The organism is Promicromonospora noduliphila (assembly GCF_056951025.1).
Genome location: NZ_CM167806.1, coordinates 2,535,747 through 2,558,388 on the forward strand (window position 1 = coordinate 2,535,747; position 22,642 = coordinate 2,558,388).

At 73.4% G+C, this 22,642-nt stretch carries 16 protein-coding genes; 13 read left to right on the plus strand and 3 right to left on the minus strand.

Annotation, left to right across the window (positions count from 1 at the left end; all coding sequences use genetic code 11):
* The 5 genes from AC0QU1_RS11130 (at position 1) to AC0QU1_RS11150 (ending at position 11,047) form a co-directional block, all read left to right on the plus strand.
* Positions 1-1,026: an ABC transporter permease gene (locus tag AC0QU1_RS11130; RefSeq protein ID WP_483576675.1), complete on the plus strand. Its 1,026-nt coding sequence runs from the start codon at positions 1-3 to the stop codon at positions 1,024-1,026.
* Entirely contained in the window at positions 1,023-2,594 is a 1,572-nt protein-coding gene (locus tag AC0QU1_RS11135) for a sugar ABC transporter ATP-binding protein (RefSeq protein WP_483576438.1), read from the plus strand. Before AC0QU1_RS11130 ends, AC0QU1_RS11135 begins: the two co-directional genes overlap by 4 nt.
* A 2-nt stretch (positions 2,595-2,596) precedes the next feature.
* On the plus strand, positions 2,597-3,589 hold the full coding sequence (locus AC0QU1_RS11140; protein WP_483576439.1) for an ABC transporter permease: 993 nt from the start codon (positions 2,597-2,599) through the stop codon (positions 3,587-3,589).
* A gap of 48 nt (positions 3,590-3,637) precedes the next feature.
* Positions 3,638-5,125 (plus strand): aldehyde dehydrogenase family protein, encoded by a 1,488-nt coding sequence (locus tag AC0QU1_RS11145; RefSeq protein WP_483576440.1) that lies wholly within the window; start codon positions 3,638-3,640, stop codon positions 5,123-5,125.
* Between the two features lie 234 nt (positions 5,126-5,359).
* The gene (locus AC0QU1_RS11150; RefSeq protein ID WP_483576441.1) at positions 5,360-11,047 is read left to right on the plus strand and encodes a LamG-like jellyroll fold domain-containing protein; all 5,688 of its coding nucleotides are present in this window, start codon (positions 5,360-5,362) and stop codon (positions 11,045-11,047) included.
* Positions 11,048-11,142: 95 nt separating this feature from the next.
* Here AC0QU1_RS11150 and AC0QU1_RS11155 read toward each other — a convergent pair whose 3' ends face one another.
* Positions 11,143-11,367, minus strand: a complete 225-nt coding sequence (locus AC0QU1_RS11155) for a tautomerase family protein (protein WP_483576442.1) — start codon at positions 11,365-11,367, stop codon at positions 11,143-11,145.
* A gap of 211 nt (positions 11,368-11,578) precedes the next feature.
* Between AC0QU1_RS11155 and AC0QU1_RS11160 the strand changes: the two genes are divergently transcribed.
* The 6 genes from AC0QU1_RS11160 to AC0QU1_RS11185 all read left to right on the plus strand — a co-directional run bounded on the left by AC0QU1_RS11160 (position 11,579) and on the right by AC0QU1_RS11185 (position 18,180).
* Positions 11,579-12,268, plus strand: coding sequence for a YcnI family copper-binding membrane protein (locus AC0QU1_RS11160; RefSeq protein WP_483576443.1), 690 nt, complete (start codon positions 11,579-11,581; stop codon positions 12,266-12,268).
* A complete protein-coding gene (locus tag AC0QU1_RS11165) occupies positions 12,265-14,028 on the plus strand; it encodes a copper resistance CopC/CopD family protein (RefSeq protein ID WP_483576444.1) in 1,764 nt (587 codons plus the stop codon). Before AC0QU1_RS11160 ends, AC0QU1_RS11165 begins: the two co-directional genes overlap by 4 nt.
* 93 nt (positions 14,029-14,121) lie before the next feature.
* The gene (locus AC0QU1_RS11170) at positions 14,122-15,294 is read left to right on the plus strand and encodes an epoxide hydrolase family protein (RefSeq protein ID WP_483576445.1); all 1,173 of its coding nucleotides are present in this window, start codon (positions 14,122-14,124) and stop codon (positions 15,292-15,294) included.
* Positions 15,295-15,449: 155 nt separating this feature from the next.
* Positions 15,450-15,989: a hypothetical protein gene (locus AC0QU1_RS11175; RefSeq protein WP_483576446.1), complete on the plus strand. Its 540-nt coding sequence runs from the start codon at positions 15,450-15,452 to the stop codon at positions 15,987-15,989.
* A 102-nt stretch (positions 15,990-16,091) separates the two neighbouring features.
* Entirely contained in the window at positions 16,092-16,664 is a 573-nt protein-coding gene (locus tag AC0QU1_RS11180) for a DUF305 domain-containing protein (protein ID WP_483576447.1), read from the plus strand.
* Positions 16,665-16,722: 58 nt separating this feature from the next.
* A complete protein-coding gene (locus AC0QU1_RS11185; protein ID WP_483576448.1) occupies positions 16,723-18,180 on the plus strand; it encodes a copper resistance CopC/CopD family protein in 1,458 nt (485 codons plus the stop codon).
* 10 nt (positions 18,181-18,190) lie between these two features.
* Here the strand turns inward: AC0QU1_RS11185 and AC0QU1_RS11190 are convergent, their stop codons facing one another.
* Positions 18,191-19,480 (minus strand): prolyl oligopeptidase family serine peptidase, encoded by a 1,290-nt coding sequence (locus AC0QU1_RS11190; protein WP_483576449.1) that lies wholly within the window; start codon positions 19,478-19,480, stop codon positions 18,191-18,193.
* Between the two features lie 173 nt (positions 19,481-19,653).
* Between AC0QU1_RS11190 and AC0QU1_RS11195 the strand changes: the two genes are divergently transcribed.
* A complete protein-coding gene (locus AC0QU1_RS11195; protein ID WP_483576450.1) occupies positions 19,654-20,664 on the plus strand; it encodes a DUF2157 domain-containing protein in 1,011 nt (336 codons plus the stop codon).
* On the opposite strand, the gene AC0QU1_RS11200 is transcribed toward AC0QU1_RS11195, so the two are convergent.
* The gene (locus AC0QU1_RS11200) at positions 20,665-21,312 is read right to left on the minus strand and encodes a TetR/AcrR family transcriptional regulator (RefSeq protein WP_483576451.1); all 648 of its coding nucleotides are present in this window, start codon (positions 21,310-21,312) and stop codon (positions 20,665-20,667) included.
* Positions 21,313-21,406: 94 nt separating this feature from the next.
* Here AC0QU1_RS11200 and AC0QU1_RS11205 point away from each other — a divergent pair, with 94 nt between their 5' ends.
* Positions 21,407-22,636 carry an FAD-dependent monooxygenase gene (locus tag AC0QU1_RS11205; RefSeq protein ID WP_483576452.1) on the plus strand — a complete coding sequence of 410 codons (1,230 nt, stop codon included), beginning with the start codon at positions 21,407-21,409 and terminating at the stop codon, positions 22,634-22,636.
* Positions 22,637-22,642 lie beyond the last annotated feature (6 nt).

Here is a 22,642-nt window from a genome sequence, read left to right on the forward strand (position 1 = left end):
ATGGCACCCCCCACCGAAGCCGACACCGGAGCCGACGCCGACGTCGTGCCCGCGCGGCGCCCCCGGCCTCGGCGGGGGGTGTCGCTGCGGGACGCCGGTCCGCCGGCCGCCCTGGTGGTCGTCTTCGGGATCTTCGCGGCTCTCAGCCCGGACTTCCGCACGCTCTCCAACGTGCAGAACGTGCTCGATGCCGCGGCCGTGCTTGCGGTCGTGACCTGCGGTATCAGCTTCGTGCTGCTGATGGGGTCCATCGACCTGTCCGCGCCGGGGATCATGGGGGCTTCCGCGATCACGGTGGCCCTCCTGATCGCCAACAACCGCAACGACAACGACCTCGGGCTGCTCGGCGTCGGCATCGCCGTGCTGCTGGCGGCCGCGCTCGGCTGCCTCAGCGGGCTCGCCCTGGTGCTGCTCAAGGTGCCGTCGTTCATGGCCACCCTCGGCGTCTCCGCCGTCGGCCTGGGTGTGGCGACGCTGCTGTTCGCGGGCGTGCAGCCCAACATCACCGACGCCACGGTGGGTGGCTGGGCCGTCGAGCGGTTCGGCGGCCTGGCCCACCTGACCTGGATCGCGCTCGCGTGCGTGCTGGTGGGCTGGCTGGTGCAGCGGTACACGCGCCTGGGCCGCTACGCCCTGGCGATCGGTGGCGCCGAGGAGGTGCTCGCGCTGTCCGGAGTGCGGGTCGCGCCGTACAAGGTGGCGGTGTTCACGATGGCCGGTGCGTTCTACGGGCTCGCCGGCGTGATGGTGACCAGCCAGCTCAGCGCCGGGCTCGTGCAGGCGGGCCGGGGGTACGACTTCTCCGCGATCACGGCGGCCGTCGTCGGCGGCACCCTGCTCACCGGCGGGCGGGGCGGCATCCTCCAGTCCACGGTCGGCGTCCTGCTCGTGACGGTGCTGACCAACGGCCTGGTGCAGATCGGGGTGAGCCCGTACTGGCAGGGCGGCGTCCAGGGCCTCATCGTCGTCGCGGCCGTCGCGGCCGCGGTCATCCCGCAGCGTCGTAGGAACCAGGTGACCAAGTGAGCATCGATCCGCAGACCCAGGACCCGCAGACCCGCGACCCGCAGGCCGAGCCCTCGCCCGCCCTCCAGGTGCGCGGCCTGGTCAAGCACTATCCGGGCGTCAAGGCGCTCGACGGCGTGGACCTGGTCGTGCGCCAGAACGAGGTGCTGGGCCTGGCCGGCGAGAACGGGGCCGGCAAGTCCACGCTGCTCAAGGCGCTGGTCGGCCTGGTGCGGCCGGATGCCGGTGAGATCTGGGTGCGCGGGGAGAAGGTGCGGCTGCGGAGCGTCGTCGACGCCGCGAACCACGGCATCGGCATGGTGTTCCAGGAGCAGTCGCTCGTGCCCAACCTCACGGCCGCCGAGAACATCGTGCTCGGCAGCGAGGGCCCTGGCGTGCGCCGCGGCATCTACCGGTGGGGCACCATGCGGCGGCTCGCGCAGGAGCAGCTCGACAAGATCGGGTCGCACATCGACCCGCTGGCCCGCACCGACTCCCTGAGCTTCGCCGACCGGCAGATGGTCGAGATCGCCAAGGTGCTCCGCATCGAGGAGCGCACATCGCACCCGCCGGTGATCATCCTCGACGAGCCGACCTCGGTGCTGGAGGCCAAGGAGATCGAGACCCTCTTCACCCAGGTGCGGCGGCTGCGCGAGTTCGCGTCCGTCGTCTTCGTCTCGCACCGGCTCGACGAGGTGCTCGACGTCTGCGACCGGGTCGCCGTGCTGCGCGGCGGCCGGACGGTGGGGGAGGTGCCCGCGGCGGGCGCGGCCCCGGCCGAGCTGCACCGCATGATGATCGGCTCCACGGGGTCGGACGACCACTACCACGGCGCGGCCGCCGGGCGGTCGGACGAGCCCCGCAGGCCTCGCCTCGTGGTGCGCGGCCTGACCGGCAGGACGTTCCGCGGCGTCGACCTCGACGTGCACGCCGGCGAGATCGTGGGCATCGTCGGCGTGCACGGCTCCGGGCGGGAGGACGTGTGCCGGGCGCTGTTCGGCGCCGAGCCCGTCACGGCCGGCGAGGTGGTCCTGGACGGCAAGAAGCTCGACCTGTCCGGCACCCGCGCGGCGTGCGCCGCCGGCATCGGGTACGTCCCGGCCGAGCGCAAGACCGAGGGCATGGTCGGCCCGATGTCGGTGGCCGACAACATGACGCTCACCAAACAGGGATCCCGGACCACCGGGCCCCTGGTCCGGCCGCGCAAGCAGGCCACGCTGGTGGACGGCTGGATCGAGCGGCTCTCGATCCGCACTCCGCACCGCGGCACCGCCATCCAGCGGCTGTCCGGCGGCAACCAGCAGAAGGTGGTGCTGGCCCGCTGGCTCGTGGCCGGCGACGTCCGCCTGCTGCTGCTCGACCACCCGACCCGCGGCCTCGACGTCGGGGCGCGCTCCGAGGTGTACCGCCTGATGCGCGAGCTCGCGGGCACGGGCGTGGCCACGGTGCTGCTGGCCGACAGCCTGGAGGAGGCGATCGGCATGTCCGACCGGATCGTCGTGATGAGCGACGGCCGCGCCACCACGGAGGTCGCCGCCCCGCCTGGCGGCAAGCCGACCCCGCTCGACCTCGTGAAGGAGATGGTCTGAGCATGTCCACGCCCGTCCTCACCCCGCCGGCCCCGGACGCCGCCGTCACGTCGCGCCCCACCACGGGCCAGCGGCTCACGTCGTTCATGCCCGTCATCGCGCTCGTCGTGCTGCTCGCGGCGCTGACCATAGCCGACCCCGGGTTCTTCTCCCTGAGCAGCCTCACGGCGGTGGTCCGGACCTCGGCGCCCCTGGTCGTGCTCGCGGCGGGCGCCACCCTCGTGGTCCTGTGCGGTGGCATCGACCTGTCGATCGCCGCGCTCTGCTCGCTCGCCACGGTGTTCTTCGCGCTGTGGCTGCCCGACCTCGGCGGCCTCACCACGGTCGCGATCGTCGCGGTCACCGGCGCGATCGGGGCGCTGCAGGGCGCCGCCCACGTGCTGCTGCGCATCCCGTCGTTCATCGTCACGCTCGGCGGCATGAGCATCTTCACGGCGGTCGCCCTGGTGATCTCCGACGCCGGCCCGATCCGGGTGGTCGACCGCGACGCCACCAACTGGCTCACGCTCTACGTCGCGGGCGTCGTGCCGATGGCGTTCGTGGTCGCGCTGCTCGTCGTCGTGGCCGTCTCCCTGGTGCTGCGGCTCACCCCGCTCGACAGCTGGGTCCGCGCGACCGGCTACTCCGAGGCGGCGGCCCGGCTGGGCGGCGCGCCGGTCGACCTGGTCAAGGTCGCCGCGTTCACGGTCTCCGGCGCGTGCGCCGGGCTGGCCGCCGTCATGCTCGTCTCCCGGAACTTCAGCGGCAGCCCGACCATGGCCGACAACCTGCTGCTGCCCGCGGTGGCGGCCATCGTGGTGGGCGGCACCGCCATCACCGGCGGGCACGGCTCGCTGTGGCGCAGCCTCGCCGGGGCGCTCGTGGTGACCCTGCTGCGCGTCGGCCTGCCCATCGTCGGCGTCCCCTCGGCCTACGAGCAGATCCTCTACGGCGCGATCATCGTCGCCGCCGTCGCGCTCACCCTCGACCGCTCGAAGGTGCTGATCATCAAGTAGCCGCGGCCCCACCACCGACCACGAACCCCGATCCAACGGAAGGCTCCCATGTCTGAGAATCCCCAGCTCCTGCCCGCCGTCTCCGCGTTCCTCTCCGCACCCAAGCAGCTCCTGATCGACGGCGAATGGGTGGACGCCAAGGACGGCCAGACCTTCGCCACGGTGAATCCCGCCACCGAGGAGGTGCTCGTCGAGGTGGCCCAGGCCTCCGCCGTCGACGCCGACCGCGCGGTCACCGCCGCCCGCGCCGCGTTCGAGACGGGCCCGTGGTCGCGGATGACGCCGCGCGACCGGTCCCACCTGCTGTGGCGCATCGGCGACCTGATCGAGGAGCGCACCGAGGAGTTCGCTCAGCTCGAGTCCCTCGACAACGGCAAGAGCCTCGCCTCGGCGCGGGGCGACGTCGGCGTGGCCGCCGAGCTGTTCCGCTACTTCGCCGGCTGGGCCACCAAGATGGAGGGCACGACGATCCCGATGTCGGTGCCCGGCCGCGACTTCCACGCCTACACCCGCCGCGAGGCCATCGGCGTGGTCGCCGGCATCGTGCCGTGGAACTTCCCCCTCACGATGGCCGCCTTCAAGATCATCCCGTCGATCACCGCGGGCAACACCATCGTGCTCAAGCCCGCCGAGCAGACCCCGCTCACCGCGCTCCGGCTGGGTGAGCTGCTGCTGGAGGCCGGCGTGCCGGACGGCGTCGTCAACGTGCTGCCCGGGTTCGGGGACGCCGGCGCCGCCCTGGTGGACCACGACGGCGTCGACAAGGTCGCCTTCACCGGCAGCACCGAGGTGGGCAAGAAGATCGCCGCCGGCGCCTCCAAGAACCTCAAGAAGGTGTCGCTGGAGCTGGGCGGCAAGGCGCCCAACATCATCTTCGCCGACGCCGACCTCGACGCCGCGATCGCCGGGGCCGCCCTGGCCGGCTACTTCAACGAGGGCCAGTGCTGCGTCAACGGCTCGCGCCTGTACGTCCAGCGCTCGGTGTACGACCAGGTGGTCGAGGGCGTCGCCGCGGCGGCTCGGGCCATCAAGGTGGGCGACGCCTTCGACCCCGCGACCACCATGGGGCCGCTCGTCTCGCAGGAGCAGCACGAGAAGGTCATGGGCTACGTCCGGGGCGCGGTGGCGGACGGCGCCACGCTCGCCGCGGGCAGCGCCGGCCCGGCCGCCGACCGCGGCTACTTCTTCTCACCCACCCTCATCACCGACGTCACCGAGGGCATGGCCGTGCAGACCGACGAGATCTTCGGGCCTGTCATCACGGCGATCCCGTTCGACACCGAGGACGAGGTGGTCGCCGCTGCCAACAACACGGTCTACGGCCTGGCCGCGGGCGTCTGGTCGCGCGACCTGAGCACGGCCCACCGGGTCGGCGGCCGGCTGCGGGCCGGAACGGTCTGGCTCAACACCTGGCACGCCGACGACGTCACCCTCCCGCGGGGCGGCTTCAAGCAGTCCGGCTGGGGCCGCGAGCTGGGGTCGTTCGGCCTGGACGACTACACCGAGCTCAAGACGGTGATCGCCGAGCTCCGCTGACCCGGCGCCGCGGGCGCCCGAACCAGTAACCCGGCGCCGCGGGCGCCGAACCAACAACACACCACACCCAGAGTCAGGTCTGGGCGGCCGGTCCCGGGGCGGGGGACCGGCCGCTCCGGACCGTCATGTCCATGCACACCATGCGAAAAGGGATCAACGATGAACCTCCTCCGCAGACCCGACCCGCGGCGCCGAGCGCGCCGCCCCCGCAGAACCCGAACCCGCCTGGCGGCCATGCTGGTCGCCCTGACGGTCGCCGCACCCCTCGCTGGCGGCGTCGCGCAGGCCGCGCCGTCGGCCACGGCACCCGCGCAGGCCGCCGTCGGCTCCGTCGACGACGGCGTGCTGCGCGTCCTGCTGTTCTACAAGCCCAACTTCCACGCCTCCAACGTGCAGGCCCGCCAGGCCGTGCGCGAGCTGGCCACGCAGCTCGGCACGGAGTACTCCCAGCCGGTCGAGATCCAGGAGACCGAGGACCCCGCCGCGTTCACCACGGCGAACCTCGCGACCAAGGACGCCGTGGTCTTCGCCCAGACCGGAGGTGTGCTGTTCAACGTGGACCAGCGCGCCGCGCTGGAGGCCTACATCCGTGGTGGCGGCGGGTACATGGGCATGCACTACGCCGGCTGGTCGGTGGGGCAGAGCGAGCACGACGTGAACCCGTTCTACGCCCGGCTCGTGGGCGCGGTGTCCGAGGGACACCCCGAGAACCCCGCCGTGCGCCCGGGCCGCGTGGTGGTCGAGGACACCGCGCACCCGCTCACGCAGGGGCTGGGGACCGAGTTCACGCGCAGCGACGAGTGGTACGACTGGCTGGTCAACCCGGCGCCCAACGTGCGCACCCTGCTGACGGCGGACGAGACGTCCTACGGCATGGGGAACAACGGCAGCACCCACCCGATCACCTGGTGCCAGGAGATCGACGCGGGCCGGTCGTGGTACTCGGCGATGGGGCACGAGGGCACGGCCTACTCGGAGGCCCCGATCCGCACGCACATGAAGCACGGCCTCGCCTACTCGGCGGGCCTGCTGCCGGCCGACTGCTCGGCGCCGGACAAGGCCGAGCAGGGCGCCTGGAGCGCCGTCACGCCCTGGCCGCTGGTCCCGATCAACGCGGCGCTGACCTCCGACGGCCGCGTCCAGTCCTTCGGCAGCGTCTCGTCGGGCTGCACGGACAGCACGCCCTACGACTTCAGCGGCAACTCGTGCGTCACCCAGGGCGGCCAGATGGAGATCGACGTCTGGGACCCCGCGCAGGAGCGCACGGCTGCCAACGTCGCCGACAACGTCGTCACGAACACGACCTACACCGACCTGTTCTGCTCGATGCAGGTCCAGATGCCGCACCGCCGGGCCACCATGACCGTGGGCGGCGACGACGGCCTGGGCGGCAACGCGCCCAACGACGGGTCGGTCGGCGTCACCAGCTACACGACCAACCAGGGCCTGCGCACCGAGGCCCCGATGAACTACCCGCGCTGGTACCCCACGGGCACCACGCTTCCCGACGGCTCGGTGGTGGTCCAGGGCGGCAGCCTCAAGGGCGGCACCGGTGGCCCCGGCGTCCTGACGCCGGAGCTGTACACCCCCTCCGATGGCAGCTCGTGGAAGCTCCTGGACGGCGCCACCAGCGCGGCGGCGTACGGCGACGGGGGGAACGGTAACGGCCCCGACGAGAACCGCTGGTGGTACCCACGCGCGTTCGTCGCGCCGGGCAACGGCAACGTCTTCAACATCACCGGCACCCAGATGTACGAGCTCGACCCCTCGGGCGACGGCGAGGTGATCCTCCGGGGCACCCTGCCCGCCGACATCGCCAACCAGGGCGCGCTCGGCAACCCGGTCGGCGCCACGTCGACGGCGACCATGTACCGCCCCGGCAAGATCCTCCAGGTGGGCGGCGGCTGGTGGGGCAACGGCGGCGGTCCGGACGGCGCCAGGGCCGGCTTCACCGTCGACATCACCGGCGGCACCGACGCGCCGGTGGTCGAGGCGACCCAGCCGATGAAGTACGCCCGGCACTGGGCCACCTCCACCGTGCTGCCCGACGGCAACGTGATCGTCACCGGCGGCTCCCGCGACAACAACGGCAACGGCGGCTACGTCACCAACGCCGAGATCTGGAACCCCGACACCGGCGAGTGGACCGAGGTGGCGGTGCCCTACGCACACGCCCGCCTCTACCACTCGACGGCCCTGCTCCTGCCTGACGGCCGCGTGATGGTGGGCGGCGGCGGCACGCCGGGCCCGCGCAACTACACGGACGTGGAGTTCTACTCCCCGGCGTACCTCTTCGACGGCGACGAGCCGGCGGTGCGTCCCCAGGTCACGGGCGTGCCGAAGAAGGTCGGCTACGCCGGCACCTTCGACGTGCAGGCCGACGGCGCGGTCTCGCGCGTCACGCTGGTCCGCAACGGCTCGGTGACGCACGGGTTCAACAACGACCAGAACTTCCAGGACCTGGCGTTCGCGCAGGACGGCGGCACGCTCACGATCGAGACCCCGGCCGACGGCACGTACGCCCCGCCCGGCGCCTACATGCTGTTCGTCTTCGACGAGGACGGTACGCCGTCGGTGGCCGACATCGTCCAGATCGACCCGACGGTCGAGATGGACGCCCGCTCGCCGCACCTCGTGGACCAGCTCGAGTACCCGCGGATCCCGGCGGAGTGGCGCTCGGCCAACCCGCCGGCCGTGGTGGACGTCGAGCCCGGCAACGGCCGGATGTCCCCGTGGGAGGTCGACAGCACGGTCCAGCTCGTCCGCGCGGCGGCGCCCAGCCAGGGCGGCCTCGGCCTGACGGGCTATCACCTGGCGGTGGGCAGCGGGGGCGACCTGACGCGCACGGTCAAGGGCCTGGACCCGGGCCGCGAGTACCGCGTCTCGCTGCGCTACGCCCGCGACAGCCGGTCCGCCGGTACGGCACCCGGCACGGCTCAGCTCTCGGTCGGCGACCTGTCGGCGACCCTGACGGCGGGCACGGACCTGTCGTCGCAGACCAGGTTCGGCAAGTACGTCGGCACCTTCGTCGCCGGGGCACGGTCGCAGGACCTGACCCTCGCCGCGGGCGACTCGGGTGCGGGCGTCATGATCGACGACCTCGTGATCGTGGGCTCCGACCCCGGCGCCTCCGACGTCCCGGTGCACTACGCGTTCGACGAGGGCTCCGGGACCAGGGCCGCCAGCAGCGGCACCGACATGTCCGTCGGCGCGGCCACCCTCACGGGGGCGACCGGGTGGAGCGAGAACGGCGTCTTCGGCGGCGCCGTCGACCTCTCCGGTGGCAGCAATGCCAACGCGGTGGACCTGCCCGACAACCTGCTCCAGGGCGAGGAGAGCTTCACCACCTCGTTCTGGGTGCGGCCCGACGCGAAGTCGAACTGGACCGGGCTGTTCCACATCGGGGACGGGCTGGAAGGGGCGGGCAGCTTCTTCCAGATCCAGATGCAGACCGATGCCGCTCCGGGCGGCACCGGGCTCGCGGCGACGTTCAAGGCCAAGGGCGCCGCGCTGCAGGAACGGGTCTACGCCACGCCCACCCGGGACGTGGCGGCGAACCAGTGGAACCACGTGGCGTTCACCCGCCAGGGCGGCACCGGCACGCTCTACCTCAACGGCGAGCCCATCGCGTCCCGCTCGGACCTGACGATCGACATGACCGACGTCGGGCCGACGGCCAACAACTGGCTGGGGCGTAACGGCTACCCGGACCCGGCCTACGACGGTCTCATGGACGACGTCCGGGTCTACTCCTCGGCGCTCACGGACGCCGACATCGCCGCCATGTACGCCGACGGGACCGCGCTCGCCACGACCACGACGGTCACGGTCGAGCCGGGCTCCCCGTCGCCGTTCGGCGAGCCGGTCGACGTCGCGGCGGCCGTCGCGGCCGAGTCGGGCGGGGCGCCCACGGGCGTCGCCGAGCTGTGGGTCGACGGGTCCCGCGTGGGCGGACAGGTCGACCTGACGGACGGCGCGGTGCGGTTCACCGACGTCGCGCTGTCGCCCGGCGAGCACGACGTGGAGGTCCGCTTCCTCGCCGACGACGGGTGGCGCGACTCCGCGCAGACCGTGCAGCACACGGTCGAGCGGCCGCCGCCCGGCGAGGGCACGCCGATCCACTACACCTTCGACGAGGGGCAGGGATCGACGGCGGCCAACACCGGACTGGACAGCTCGGTCGGGGCGGCGACGCTCACCGGGTCCACGGGCTGGACCCCGGACGGACGGTTCGGAGCGGCGCTCAACCTGCCCGGCGGGGGTTCGGCGTCGGGCAACCAGGTGGAGCTGCCCGACAACATCGAGGCGGGGATGGACGACCAGTTCAGCGTCTCCGTCTGGGCCCGTCCCGACGCGCTGCCGGCCTGGGTGCCGCTCGTGCAGATCGGGAGCAGCACGGACACGTTCTTCCTGCTCCAGTCCAACACCCAGACCAGCGGCGCCACCGGTTTCGCCGCGACGTTCAAGGCGCCCGGCACCCCGGGCAGCGCCCAGGAGCGTCTGGTGCTGGGCCAGGGCAACGACCTGCCGCTGAACGAGTGGACGCACGTGGTGTTCACCCAGAGCGGCTCGGTCGGGAAGATCTACTTCGACGGCGAGCTCCAGGCCACGCGGAACGACTTCACCGTCACCATCGGTGACATCGGCGTGGGCGGCCAGACGACGACCAACCTCATCGGTGGCACGAGCTGGCCGGACGCCCGCTGGGACGGGCTGGTCGACGACTTCCGGATGTTCGGCTACGAGCTGACCGCCCAGCAGGTCGCCGACCTCCACGCGGGGACGGCGTCCAACACGGCCCCGGTGGGCGCCGCCGATGCCTACGGCACGGTCGAGGACGAGCCGCTCACGGTCGCGGCGCCGGGGCTCCTGGCCAACGACACCGACGTGGACGGCGACGACCTGACGGCGACCGGGCTCACCCAGCCGGCCCACGGCGACGTCGACCTGGCGGCCGACGGGTCCTTCACCTACACGCCCGACGCCGGGTTCACCGGGCTGGACACGTTCACGTACCAGGCGTCCGACGGCGCGGCGACGTCGGCGGCCACGACGGTGCGGATCACGGTGGAGGAGAAGCTGCCGACCAACACGGCACCGGTGGCGGCCAACGACGCCTACTCGGCGGTGGGCGGGGAGCCGCTCACGCTGCCGGCACCGGGCGTCCTGGCCAACGACACCGATGCCGACGGCAACGTCCTGACGGCCACGGGGGTCACCCAGCCGGCCAACGGCCGGGTGGTGCTGGAGGCGGACGGCTCCTTCACCTACACCTCCGACGCCGGGTTCTCCGGCAAGGACGTCTTCACCTACCGGGCCGACGACGGGGAGGACCTCTCCGCCGTGGCCACGGTGACCATCACGGTGAAGTCGCCGGCGGTGACCGCGGTGGCCGGTGTGGCGCTGCCGGTCACGTACGGGACGGCGGGCACGGTCTCGGTGGCGGTGTCGCCGGACACGGCCACGGGCCAGGTCGAGCTGCGCGACGGCGACACGGCCCTCGCGCAGGCCACGATCGCGGACGGGCGGGGAACCCTCGTCCTGCCGGCCAGGTCGCTCCGGCCGGGGGTCTACGACCTGACGCTCCGCTACGGGGGCGACGCCGACCATGCGGCGTCGTCGTCGAGGGTCAGGTTCGTGGTGGAGAAGGTGGTGCCCACCATGGAGATCTCGGCGAAGAAGGCTCCGGGCAACCGGGCCGCGGTCGAGGTGGCGCTCTCCGCGGCGAACGAGGTCCCGGTGACCGGGCAGGTGCGGTTGGCCGTCAAGGACGGTCCGACGCTGCTCGGGACGGTCCAGGACGGCCGGGCCCGCTTCGAGGTGCCCCGGCCGAGGAACGGTGACCTGACGCTCACGGTGTCCTACCTCGGCAGCGAGCTCGCGCTGGCCGCCGAGACCAGGGTGACGCTCAGGGTGCGCTAGCGGGACAAGGGCGTGGGCCCGGAGGAAAGATCCCCCGGGCCCACGCCTGGTCCCTTGTTTCTCTTCGAGACCTCGGTCTCGAAGGGAACCGGACGTCAGTCGTCGGCCAGGGCCGCGACGACGCCGGCGCGGCTCTCGTCCTCGCTGGCGAGCACGCCGCCGTTGGCGACGATGTCGGGGGTGATCTCCTGGAAGACCATGCGGACGTCCTGGCGGCGTGCGCCCAGGATCTCGACGGCGCTGTCGGCGACGGCCTTGGCGAACTCGCGACGCTGCTCGACGGTGCGACCGCGCAGCAGCTCGACGGTGATGTTGGGCATGTCTTCCCTCCGGTGGGAGTCGCTCCGCACCGCCATCGGTTCACGGGTGCGACCTCGATTCATTGACGTGAACCACGGTACGTGGGCCGGGCGGCCGAGTCCATGGGTTCGGGCCCATCGGTTCACACTCTTGACAGCAGTTCGACAGGCTGATTTGGTGTGCGGGCGCCTCGCAACGTCGCGGGTCGCCCTCCAGAGTCGGGGAGTCAACATGAAGCGCACGACCGTCGTGGGTCGCGTGACCCTCTCGGCGCTCGCCGTCGCCGGGCTCATGGCCCTCGGGGCGACGCCGGCGGCGGCCCACGTGACCATCACCCCGTCCACGACCGCGGCGGGTGCCAGGGCCGTGCTCCGGGTCGAGATCCCGCACGGGTGCGAGGGTTCGGCGACGACCGCGCTCACCCTCCGGATACCCGAGGAGGTCACGGATGTCGCGGCGTCCGCCACGGGCCGCTGGGCGGTCGAGCAGGGGGCTGACAGCCTGACCTGGACGACCGGCGAACCGCTCCCGGACGGGGCGCACGACGAGGTCGAGCTCACCCTGCGTTTGCCCGACGACGTGGGCGCGACCCTGGTCTTCCCCGTGGTCCAGCGGTGCGAGGAGGGTGAGGTGGCCTGGACGGAGGTGGCCGAGCACGGCGAGGGCCACGACTCGCTCGACCGGCCGGCGCCGGTGCTCGTCGTCACCTCCGCTGACGGCGACGGCGATGGCGATGGCGACGGCGCGGCGGCGGGCGCGACCGCCGGGGCCGACGAGGCAGATGAGGCCGCCGACGTCGACAAGGCCGCCGATGTCGACGAACGTGACCCGCTGGTCACCTACGGTGCGGCCGGCCTGCTGGTCGCGGGCGTCCTGGTGGGCGGGGCGGTCCTGCTGCGGCGCCGCGGACCACGGCCGTGACACTCCCGAGCGCCAGGAGGAGCGCCGGCGGCTGGCTGCTCCTGCTCGCCGTCGTCTGCGCGCTCGTCCTCGGCCCGGCGCCCGGCGCCGCCGCCCACGCGACCCTGCTGCGCACCGACCCGGCGGAGGGCGCGGTGCTCGACGCCGCCCCCGAGCGCGTCACGTTCACGTTCAACGAGTCCGTGATCGGCGTGCCGGCCGGGATCAGGGTGTTCGACGCGACCGGGACGGAGGTGGACTCCAGCGCCACGGTCCGCGGGTCGCGGCTCCTCGTCGACCTCGACGAGGAGGTCCCTGACGGCACGCTCGTGGTGCTGTGGCGGCTCGTCTCGGAGGACGGGCACCCGATCGGCGGCTCGCTGAGCTTCTCCGTCGGCGCGCCCAGCGATGTGGTGGACGTGCCGGTCACCGGCGCGGACGCCGGCACCGAGGCGCCCGTGCTGCTCAGCCTCGTCCGGGGGCTGGGTTACGTGGGCCTCCTCCTGGCTGCGGGGGTAGCGGCCTTCTCGGTGCTGTTCCTCCCGCGGGACCGCGTCGCCGACCCCGCGCGCGCCCGGCTCCGCCCGGTCGCCCGGGTGGCGGCTGGCGCGGCCGCCCTGGGCTGGTCGCTGGCCGTGCCGCTGGTCGCGCTCTACCAGCTCGGCCTGCCGTCCTCAGCGATCACCGAGGGCTCTACCTGGTCGGCGCTCGCGCCCGCGGAGTACGTCGTCCCTGCCGTCGTAGTCGTAGGCCTCGCGCTGGCCGCCGGGGCGCTCCCGGCGACGGCACCCGACCGGGCGCGGACCGGCCTGGTGCTGGCCGGCTGCGTCCTGGCGGTCGCGGCGCCGTCGTTCACCGGGCACACGAGGGCGGCGACGCCCGAGGCGCTCGTCGTCGGCGTGGACGTGCTGCACGTGGCCGCCGGCGCGCTGTGGCTCGGCGGGCTGGTGGCGATCGCCCTGACCCTCGGCGACCTCGCGCGCGGCGACGCCGGCGCCGTCGTGCTCGGCCGGTTCTCGGCGTCGGCCGCCGTCGTGCTGGCGGTGCTCGTGGCCGCGGGCATGTTCCTGGCCTGGCGGATCGCCGGGAGCTGGGGTGCGCTGTTCGACTCCGACTACGGCCGCCTCCTCCTGGTCAAGGTGCTCGCCGCGCTGGTCGCCGTGGGCATCGCCGGGTGGAACCGGTACGCCCTGGTACCGCGCCTCGGCGCGGCCGCGCGCCGCCGGGACCGCGCGCCCGCCGTGGTAAGCCGCCGCGGCCGCCCGCCCGCCGTGGCACGCCGCCGTGGCCGCGCACCCGCCGCGGTACGCCGCCGGGACCGCGCGCCGGCCGCCGCGCGGCTGGTGCGCACGGCGCTCGTGGAGGCCGCCGTGCTGGTCGTGGTGCTGGGCATCACCGGCTTCCTGGTGGATCGGAGCCCCGAGAGCGGTGTGTCCACCGCCTCCGGCGAGCAGCCGGGCGCGAGCGGTGCCACCGAGTCGGTGCGGCTGGGCGGGGTCTCGGCGCGGATCAGCCTGGACCCGCCGGACGTCGGGCCGGCCACCGTCACCATCACCATGACCGACGCCGCCGGCGAGCCCTTCGAGGGTTACGAGGCCCCGCGGCTGAGCCTGGCGTCCGGTGAGGTGGAGCTGGGGGAGGTCGCGGTCAGCTCGCTGGGTCCGGGCGTCTACGCGGGCGACGTCGTGCTGCCGACAGCGGGGGAGTGGGAGGTGCAGGTGTCGCTGCGCACCACGGAGTTCGACAACCCGGTGGGCACGGTGACGTTCCGCGTGCCCTGACGCCGCGGCCCGGGCCGCGCTCGCCGCGGTCTTTGCCGACCTGGACGGCGGATGCGAGGGTGGGTAGCCGGTTCCCGACGGCCAGGAGGTCCCATGCCCCGTCCGACCAGCGACGTGCACGCATTCGAAGCCCGAGCGACCGACGCCGACCTCGACGGCCTGCGCGCCCGGCTGGCCGCTGCGCGGCTGCCCGAGGCCGAGACGGTCTACCGCGCCGCGCCCGACCCGCGCCGCTGGGAGCAGGGCGTTCCGCTCGCCGACCTCGTCGACGTCGTGCACTACTGGCGTACCGGGTACGACTGGCGGGCGTTCGAGGAGCGTCTGCACCGGATCGGCCAGTTCCGCACGACCATCGACGGGCTGGGCATCCACTTCCTGCACCGCCGGTCCCCGCGCGCGGACGCCACCCCGCTGATCCTGACGCACGGTTGGCCGGGCAGCGTCGCCGAGTTCACCGACCTCGTGGACGAGCTGGCGGATCCGGCGGACGCCGGCGCGCCGGCGTTCCACGTCGTGGTCCCGTCACTGCCCGGTTTCGGCTACAGCGACAGGCCGGCGACCACCGGGTGGGGCATCGAGAAGATCGCGGCCGCCTGGGTCGAGCTGATGGGCAGGCTCGGCTACGAGAAGTTCCTCGCCCACGGCGGCGACTGGGGAGGCCCGATCACCACGGTCCTCGGCGGCAGGTTCCCTGAGCACGTGCTCGGCATCCACACCACCACCGCGCAGGCGCCGCCCGGGCTGACGACGGACGGGCTGACGGCGGCCGAGCGCAGGTGGACCGAGGACACCGAGGAGTTCTGGAGCCACCGGGCGTGGTTCGCGAAGCTGCAGGCGGCCCGCCCGCAGACCATCGGATACTCGCTCGTCGACTCGCCGGTCGGGCTGCTCGCCTGGATCCTCGAGAAGTTCGCCGAGTGGTCGGACACTGAGGACAGCCCGTTCGAGACGATCTCCCGGGACCGCATCCTCGACAACGTCACCCTGTACTGGCTGACACGGACCGGCGCGTCGGCCGCCCGCATCTACTACGAGAGCCACCTGTCGCTCGATCCCGAGCTCCGGGTCGACGTCCCCTCGGCGATCGTCGTGTACCCCCACGACATCGAGAAGTGCCCGCGCCCCTGGGCGCAGGTGCGGTACCGGCAGATCGTCCGCTGGCGGTCGCCGGAGCACGGCGGGCACTTCCCGTCGCTGGAGGTTCCCGAGTACTTCGTCCAGGACCTGCGGGACGGCCTCGCGGCGGTGCTGGCCGCCCGTCGGTGAACCCGGTTCGCCGTTCGCCACGCTGGCAGGGGCCCGGTTGTGCCGACGGTCGGCCGGATCGGGCGGGCCGAGCGGCGGCCAGCCAGACTCGGCCGGTCGCGCCTGCCGGCCGGCCCGATTCGGCGAGGCGTGGGCTGTGGGATAGCCTCCGTGCCGTGCGCGTGATCTCGCCCCTTCGTTCGGTCGTCGCCAGTCCTCGGCGACGCCTGATCGGGGCGCTGGCGATCCTGACGGTGATCGTCGGCGTGGTCACCATGCACTCGATGAGCGGTTCACCGACGTCGCACGCGCACGCGGTGCCGCACGGGGCCCCCGCCGTCACCACGCAGCAGGCCACCGCACAGCAGGCCGTCCCGGCCCAGGCCGCCGAGCCGCACGCGGCGTCCGCACCCGTCGTCGTCCAGGCGACGGCGGCGGACCTGCTGCCCGCCTCCGCGGTGCCCGACCCGCAGGCACCGGACGGTCACGCGGCGGACCAGGACGCGGGCGACTGCTGCGACGGGTGCGGCGGGCACGACGCTGCGATGGCGATGTGCCTCATGATCCTCGTGGCGATCCTTGCGCTGGTCGCGCCCGCACGGCGGCTGCTGTGGCTGGCCCCCCTCGAGCTGGCGATGTCCCTGACGTCGGCGCTCGCCGTCGTCCGCGCCCTCGCCGCGCCCTCCTTGCACGAGCTCTGCATCTCCCGGACGTAGACCCGGGTCCGGCGCGCGCCCCGCGCCGGCCCCCGAGCGTGACCATGCCCCAGCGCGGTCGCGCCAGTGAGTGCTACCCCGAGACGAGTAGAGGAAGATCCCATGAAGCGCACCCTTATGTCCGCGATCGCCCTTGCCGGCACCCTGGCCCTGATGGGCTGCTCGGGTTCCGAGGAGCCCGCGCAGGACACCGCGACCGCGGCCGGCGAGCACGCGGAGCACAACGAGGCGGACATCATGTTCGCGCAGATGATGATCCCGCACCACGAGCAGGCCGTCGAGATGGCCGACGCCGTCCTGGCCAGGTCCGACGCCGATCCGCAGGTCACCGAGCTGGCCACCCAGATCAAGGCGGCCCAGGCGCCCGAGATCGAACAGCTCGGCCAGTGGCTGGACACGTGGGGCGCCGAGCGCACCGGCGACCACTCCGGGCACGCCGGGATGGACGGCATGATGTCGGAGGAGGACCTGCAGGCGCTGAGCGAGGCGACGGGTCCGGAGGCCGACCGTCTGTTCCTGGAGCAGATGATCGTGCACCACCAGGGCGCCGTCGAGATGGCGCAGACCGAGGTCGAGTCGGGCCAGGACGCGGGCGCGGTCGAGCTCGCGCAGACGATCGTCGACACGCAGGCCGCCGAGATCGAGACGATGGAAACCCTCCTCGCCTCGATGTGACCGACGGGTGGTGCGCCGGCCCGAGCCGGCGCACCGCCCCGCTCCTGGAGGAACCCGCATGCGCAGAACGCTCGCCGGAGCGCGCCCTCGCGCGGTCCTGGTCCGGGCCGCCGCCGGGCTGCTCGTGGCACTCGTGCTGGCCCTGTGGTGGGCGCCGTCCGCCGCCGCGCACACCCGGCTCGAGTCGTCGGCACCCGCCGCCGGGTCGACGTCGGACGTGCCGGTGACCGAGGTGACGCTCCGGTTCACGCTGCCGGTCAGCCTGCTCGGGGACGGCGTGGTGATCGAGGGCCCGGGCGGCGTCGTCCCGGCCGATGTCGCCTCGGCCGAGGGCGGTCTGGCCCTGGTCGCGACGCCGTCGCAGGCGCTGACCGCCGGCCGGTACACGGTGACCTGGACGGCGGCCGCCCAGGACGGTCACCCGCTGGACGGCACGTTCGGCTTCGCCGTCGCGGGCGCGCCGGGGGAGCCCGCTGGTGCTGAACCGTCGGCCGACGCGTCGGCGGACCCGGGAGCGGCCGACGGGCCGCACGCCGGGACCGGGCACGACATGAGCGGCATGGACCACGACATGGGCCACGATCCCGAGGCGATGGACACCCCGGCGACCGACGCCGCCGCGGCGGTCACCCGCCTGGGCAGCGCGGCGGCGCTCTGGGGCGGCCTGGTCGCCGCGGGCGGCCTGGTGTTCGCGGGCCTCGTGCTGCGCGGGCGCGACGAGGCGGACGTGCCGGCCGTGCTGGGGCTCGTGCGGTGGTCGGGCGTGCTGCTGCTCGCCGGCCTCGCCGTCCGCGTCCTGGCCGGCTCGGTGCTCGTGGCGCACGGCGATCTCGCGGCGGCCGTCTCGCCGTCGGCGATCGGTGACTCGCTTACCGGCATGACGCGGTGGGACGTCGGTCTCCAGGCCGCGGGCGCCGTCGCGATCGCGGTGGGCAGCCGGCGCACGCTGCCCGGCTCCTGGCTCGCGGTGCTCGGCGCCGCGCTTGCCGCGGCCGGACAGGTCATCGGCGGCCACAGCAACACCGTCGAGCCGCGGTGGCTCGTCGTGACCGCCGACGTGGCGCACCTCGCGGCGGCCGCCACCTGGGTGGGCGGCGTCGTCGCGATGGGGCTCCTGCTGCGCGCGCGGCGCCGGGACGGGCGCGACCTGGACGCCGCGCTGATGGGGGCGCGCTTCTCCGTCGTCGCGGGGGTCTCGGTCGCGGTGGTCGGCGTGGCCGGGGTGCTGCTGGCGGTCGGGATCCTCGACCGCCCGGCGCAGCTCTGGGAGACCACCTGGGGGCTGTTCCTGCTGGCCAAGGTCGGCCTGGTGGTGGCGGTCGTGGCGTTCGGCGCGCACAACCACTTCCGGGTCGTGCCAAGGCTCACGGCACGACGGCGCGACGTGGTGCGGCACGCCGGACGGTCCCGCGCCGCTGGCGGTGCGCTGCGGCGCAGCGCGGGGCGCGAGACCGTCCTGATGGCCGGGATAGTCCTGCTCACGGCCTGGCTGGTGGCCGCATCGGTGGAGGGCTGACCGGCGGTGCTCAGCGCCGCGCGGCCGCCATCCACTCCCAGAGGCTCGCGCCGTCGTGGTGGGGGTCGTTGCGGGCCACGTAGATCCACGACCAGTGTCCGGGGAAGGTGTTCCCGTCCCAGGTGACGTTGTCGTACAGGCTCATGATCGAGCCGTCGATGCGCTCGTGGGCGTAGACGGTGTTGGCCTGGGCGTCCAGGGTGGTGTCGTCGGCCGAGGCCACGAGCCAGGTCGGCGTCGTCATCGCGGCGAGCTCGGCGTCGGAGATGAAGTAGCTGCCGGAACCGTCGCGCGCGCCGATGCCGCAGCAGATCGGCACGGAGCTCGCGAACGTCCCGGGGTACTCGGCGACCATCTTCAGCGACATGTACCCGCCGTTGGAGCAGCCGACGACGTGCACACGGCGCGGGTCGATCCGGTGTGCCGCCGCGACCTCCGCGATCGCCTCCAGGATCAGCGGCGCGAACCCGTCGCCGTCCTGCATCCAGGCCGACGTCGACTGCGGCGCGAGCACGTACGCACCGCCGAAGAAGTCCTGCGCCTCCGGCGTCGCGAAACCGAGCGCGCCCCGGTTGGCCCGCAGCGGGGTCTCGTTGTCGTAGTAGTCGTACCCGCCAGTCAGCAGGCCGCCCTCGCCGCCGCCGTGCAGCCAGACGACGAGCGCCGCCCCGCGCCGACCGCCCGTGCGCGCGGGGGAGAACAGCCGGTAGTTCAGGCCCGACGCCGTCGCGTGGTAGCTGAACGCGTCCACCTCCGGATCCGACAGCCGGCCCTGCCGGAACGAGTCGAGCACCACCACGCCGCCGCCCCGGGCGCGCAGCGGCTCCACCTGCGTCAGCGCGTAGTCGAGGTCCAGCACCACGTTGCGGCCGTACGCGCCCAGGTACTGCAGCGTGCCGCCGCCGTCGACCCCCCACCCGTGCTCGAGCTCCAGGAGGATCTCACCGCGGCGGGTCCAGCTCGCCCCGGTGACCACCCGGTCCTGCTCGTAGCCGACCGCGCCGGTGAGCGGGTTCGTGGCGGTGACGTGCACGGCGAACGTCGACGCCGTCAGCGACGACCGCTCGACCCGGCCCAGCGCGCGGGCGGACAGGACGAGGGACGTGACCTGCTCACCGCCGTCGAGCACCTCGGCGACCGGCGTCACGAGGGTGGTGCCGCGCGCGCTCGCGGCGGCGTCTGTGCCGGCGCCCGTAGTAGTACTGGTGGCGGCGCTCGCTGCCGGTACGCCCAGCAGGGCCGAGGCGCCGAGGGTGGCGCCGGAGACGAGCACGGAGCGGCGGGAGATCGGGGTGCGCATGGCGGAACTCCTTTGTTCGGGGCCAAGTGCGGCGTGCGTCGAGGACGCGGGGCCGACCACCGGAGGCTAGTTATCGGTGTCGAGGCACGTCAACGGATCGCGCACGGAGCGGGCCGTACGAAGGCCCGGCCCTTCCATGGTCATCGCGGGCCGCTGCTGACATGATCGCCCGCATGAGAAACCGAGCCCGGACGTCCACAGGTCGCCTGCCGGACACGGATCCGGTCCCGGCGGACCGGCTCGCCGAGTGGGTGAGCGCTGACCTCATCACGCAGGAGCAGGCCGACCGGATCACCGCGCATGAGGCCTCCCGGGTGGCGCCGCAGCCGGCGTCCGCCGCGCCCACCTCGCTGCTCGTCGAGGCGCTCGGCTACGTCGGCGGCGTGATCATCCTGGTCGGGGCCGTGCTGCTCGCCACGGAGTTCTGGGAGGAGCTCGGCGTGGGCGGCCGCCTGGCCGTCGTCGGCGGGGCCGCCGTCGTGATGGTGGGAGCCGGCGCCGCGGTACCCCAGCGGGCCGGGGAGCAGGGGCGCCGGCTCCGCGCCGTGCTCTGGGCGGCGGCCACCGGCGCGTTCGCCGGGTTCATGGGGCTGCTCACCTCGGAGGTCTTCGAGCTGTCCGGCGACGACCCGGGGCTGCTCACCAGCGCCGCCACCGCCGTCGTGGCCGCGGCGCTGTGGTGGCTCGGGCCGACGAACCTCCAGCACCTCGTGGCCGCCGTGGCGCTGACCGCCACCGTGGCCACGGGGCTCGCGAAGCTCAGCGACGCCGAGTACCTGCCCGGGACCGGCATCTGGGCCGTGGGCCTCGTGTGGTTCCTGCTCGCGCTCGGTCGGGTGCTCCGGCCGCGCAGGTTCGCGCTTACGCTCGGGGCCGCCATCGCGATCGTCGGGGCGCTGCTGCTGATGGTGATGTCGACCGACGCCGGGATCGCGCTCACGCTGGTCTCGGCGGTGGCGGTCATCGCGATGGCCGTCGTGATGACGGATCTGGTGCTCCTGGCGGTCGGGGCCGTCGGCCTGCTCTTCGGCCTGCCGGTCGCGGTCTCGAACTGGTTCGACGGCGCCTTCGCCGCCCCGCTCGCGCTGCTCGGGGCCGGCGTCGTACTGATCGCGGCCGCCCTGTGGATCGCGCGACGGCGGCACCGGCCCGGCGACGACGGCGGGGCGGCGCCGCCGGACTGACTACGTCAGGCTGCGGTTGAACTCGTCGTCGGTCAGCGCGGGGGCCGCCAGCGGTGTCGGTGCCGCTCGATGGCTCTGCAGCCCGTCGAGGACGAGGGTGACGTAGCGCCGCCACAGGTCGGGGGCGACATCGCGGCTGCGTTCGGCGGCGGCGCCGAGCATGAGCTGGATCAGCGGGAAGTCGGTCGGCTCGAGGTCGGTGCGCAGCCGGCCGGCTTCCTGCGCACGGACGATGACGGCCTCGACCGCCGGCCTGATGCGGTCGTGGGTCGCGTCGAGGGCCCCGGTGCCGTGCCCTCCCTCGAGCAGGATCTCGCGCAGGCCGCGGTTCTCGGCGAACTCGGTGGCGGCGGCGAGGAAGAACTGCACGAACCCGTCCCACGGGTCGTCGTCTGCGAGGGCCCGCTCGGCGATGTCGGCGATCCGTTGCACGGCGCCGTCGAGGACGGCCTCGATGAGCTCGGCGCGGCCCGTGAACCGGCGGTACACCGTTCCGACGCCGACCCCCGCGTGGTGGGCGACGTCGTCGAGGGTGACGTCGAGTCCACGGCTCGCGAACAGCTCGCGCGCCGCGGCGATGAGGCGCTGGCGGTTGCGCTCGGCGTCGGCGCGCAGGGGCCGGGTCTCGGAGGCTGCTGACGTGCTCACGACCCCCAGTCTAAGCGGAGATCGTCGCTCCGGTTTGCTGGTAGCGTTGGCGCTAAGCGGAGAAGATGTCTCCGCTTAGATGGGAGTGATGACGATGAGTGCACCGCGAGCCCTGGTCGTGGGGATGGGCATCGCAGGGCTGGCGGCCGCCATGCGCCTGCGGGAGATCGGCTGGGAGTCGGTGGTCGTGGAACGCGCGCCGGCTCGTCGGCCGGCCGGGTACTTCGTCGGCCTGTTCGAGACGGGCCGCGCGACCGCGCAGCGCATGGGCGTGCTGGACGCCATCGGCAACCGGGCCGACCTGGACGGCATCACGTACGACGTCGACCGGTCCGGCACGCGCCGTCGGCCGAGCATGGGGTACGGCGACCTCCCCGGCGACCCCCGCCTCATCCTGCGCGGCGACATCGAGGCCGCCCTCTACCCGCAGGTCGCGGCGGATGCCGAGCTGCGGTACGGCACCACACCGGTCGCGATCGAGGAGCGTCCCGACGGCGTCGAGGTGACCCTGCGCACCGTCGCCGGCCCGGACAGCACCGAGACCACCGAGACCGAGACCACGGAGCGCTTCGACCTCGTCGTGGGCGCCGACGGCCTGCGCTCGACCGTGCGGCGCCTGGTGTTCGGGCCTGACGCGGAGCTGCTGCGACCCCTGAACCACATCATCGGCGCGACGCTCCTCGAGGAGCAGGTGCCCGGCTTCCGGCCGATCGACGGGCTCATCCTCGCCGAGGAGGGGCGCTCGGCCTGGGTGTTCCCCTTCGCCGACCATGCACCCGGCGTGCTGTTCTCCTACCGGACCGACGACGAGGACGCCCAGTTCCGCCGGCCCTCGATCGAGTCGCTGCGCGCCGCCTTCGGTCCGGAGCCGACGGGCCCGATCCTGGAGAACCTGCTCGGCCAGTTCGAGGCCGCCGAGGACGCCCTCTTCGACTCCGTGCACCAGGTCGAGATGCCGAGCTGGCACACCGGCCGGGTGGTCCTGGTCGGCGACTCCGCCTGGTGCCTGACGCTCTACTCCGGGATGGGCGCCTCGCTGGGCCTGGCCGGCGCCGACCTGCTCGGTACCGCGCTCGCCCGCAACCCCGGACAGATCTCCCGCGCCCTGCGGGAGTGGGAGCAGCGGCTGCGCCCGTTCGTCGCGATCCAGCAACGCTCCGGACGTACCGACGGCCTGACGATGTTCGTACCGCAGAGCCGTCGCGACCTGGCCATGCGCACGGTCATGTCCAAGGTCACCAGCAACAAGCTCACCAACAGGGCGATGCGGGCCGTCATCGCGAACAGGTTCAAGGAGAAGTCCCTCGACGTCGCCGCGCCTTGAGGCGGG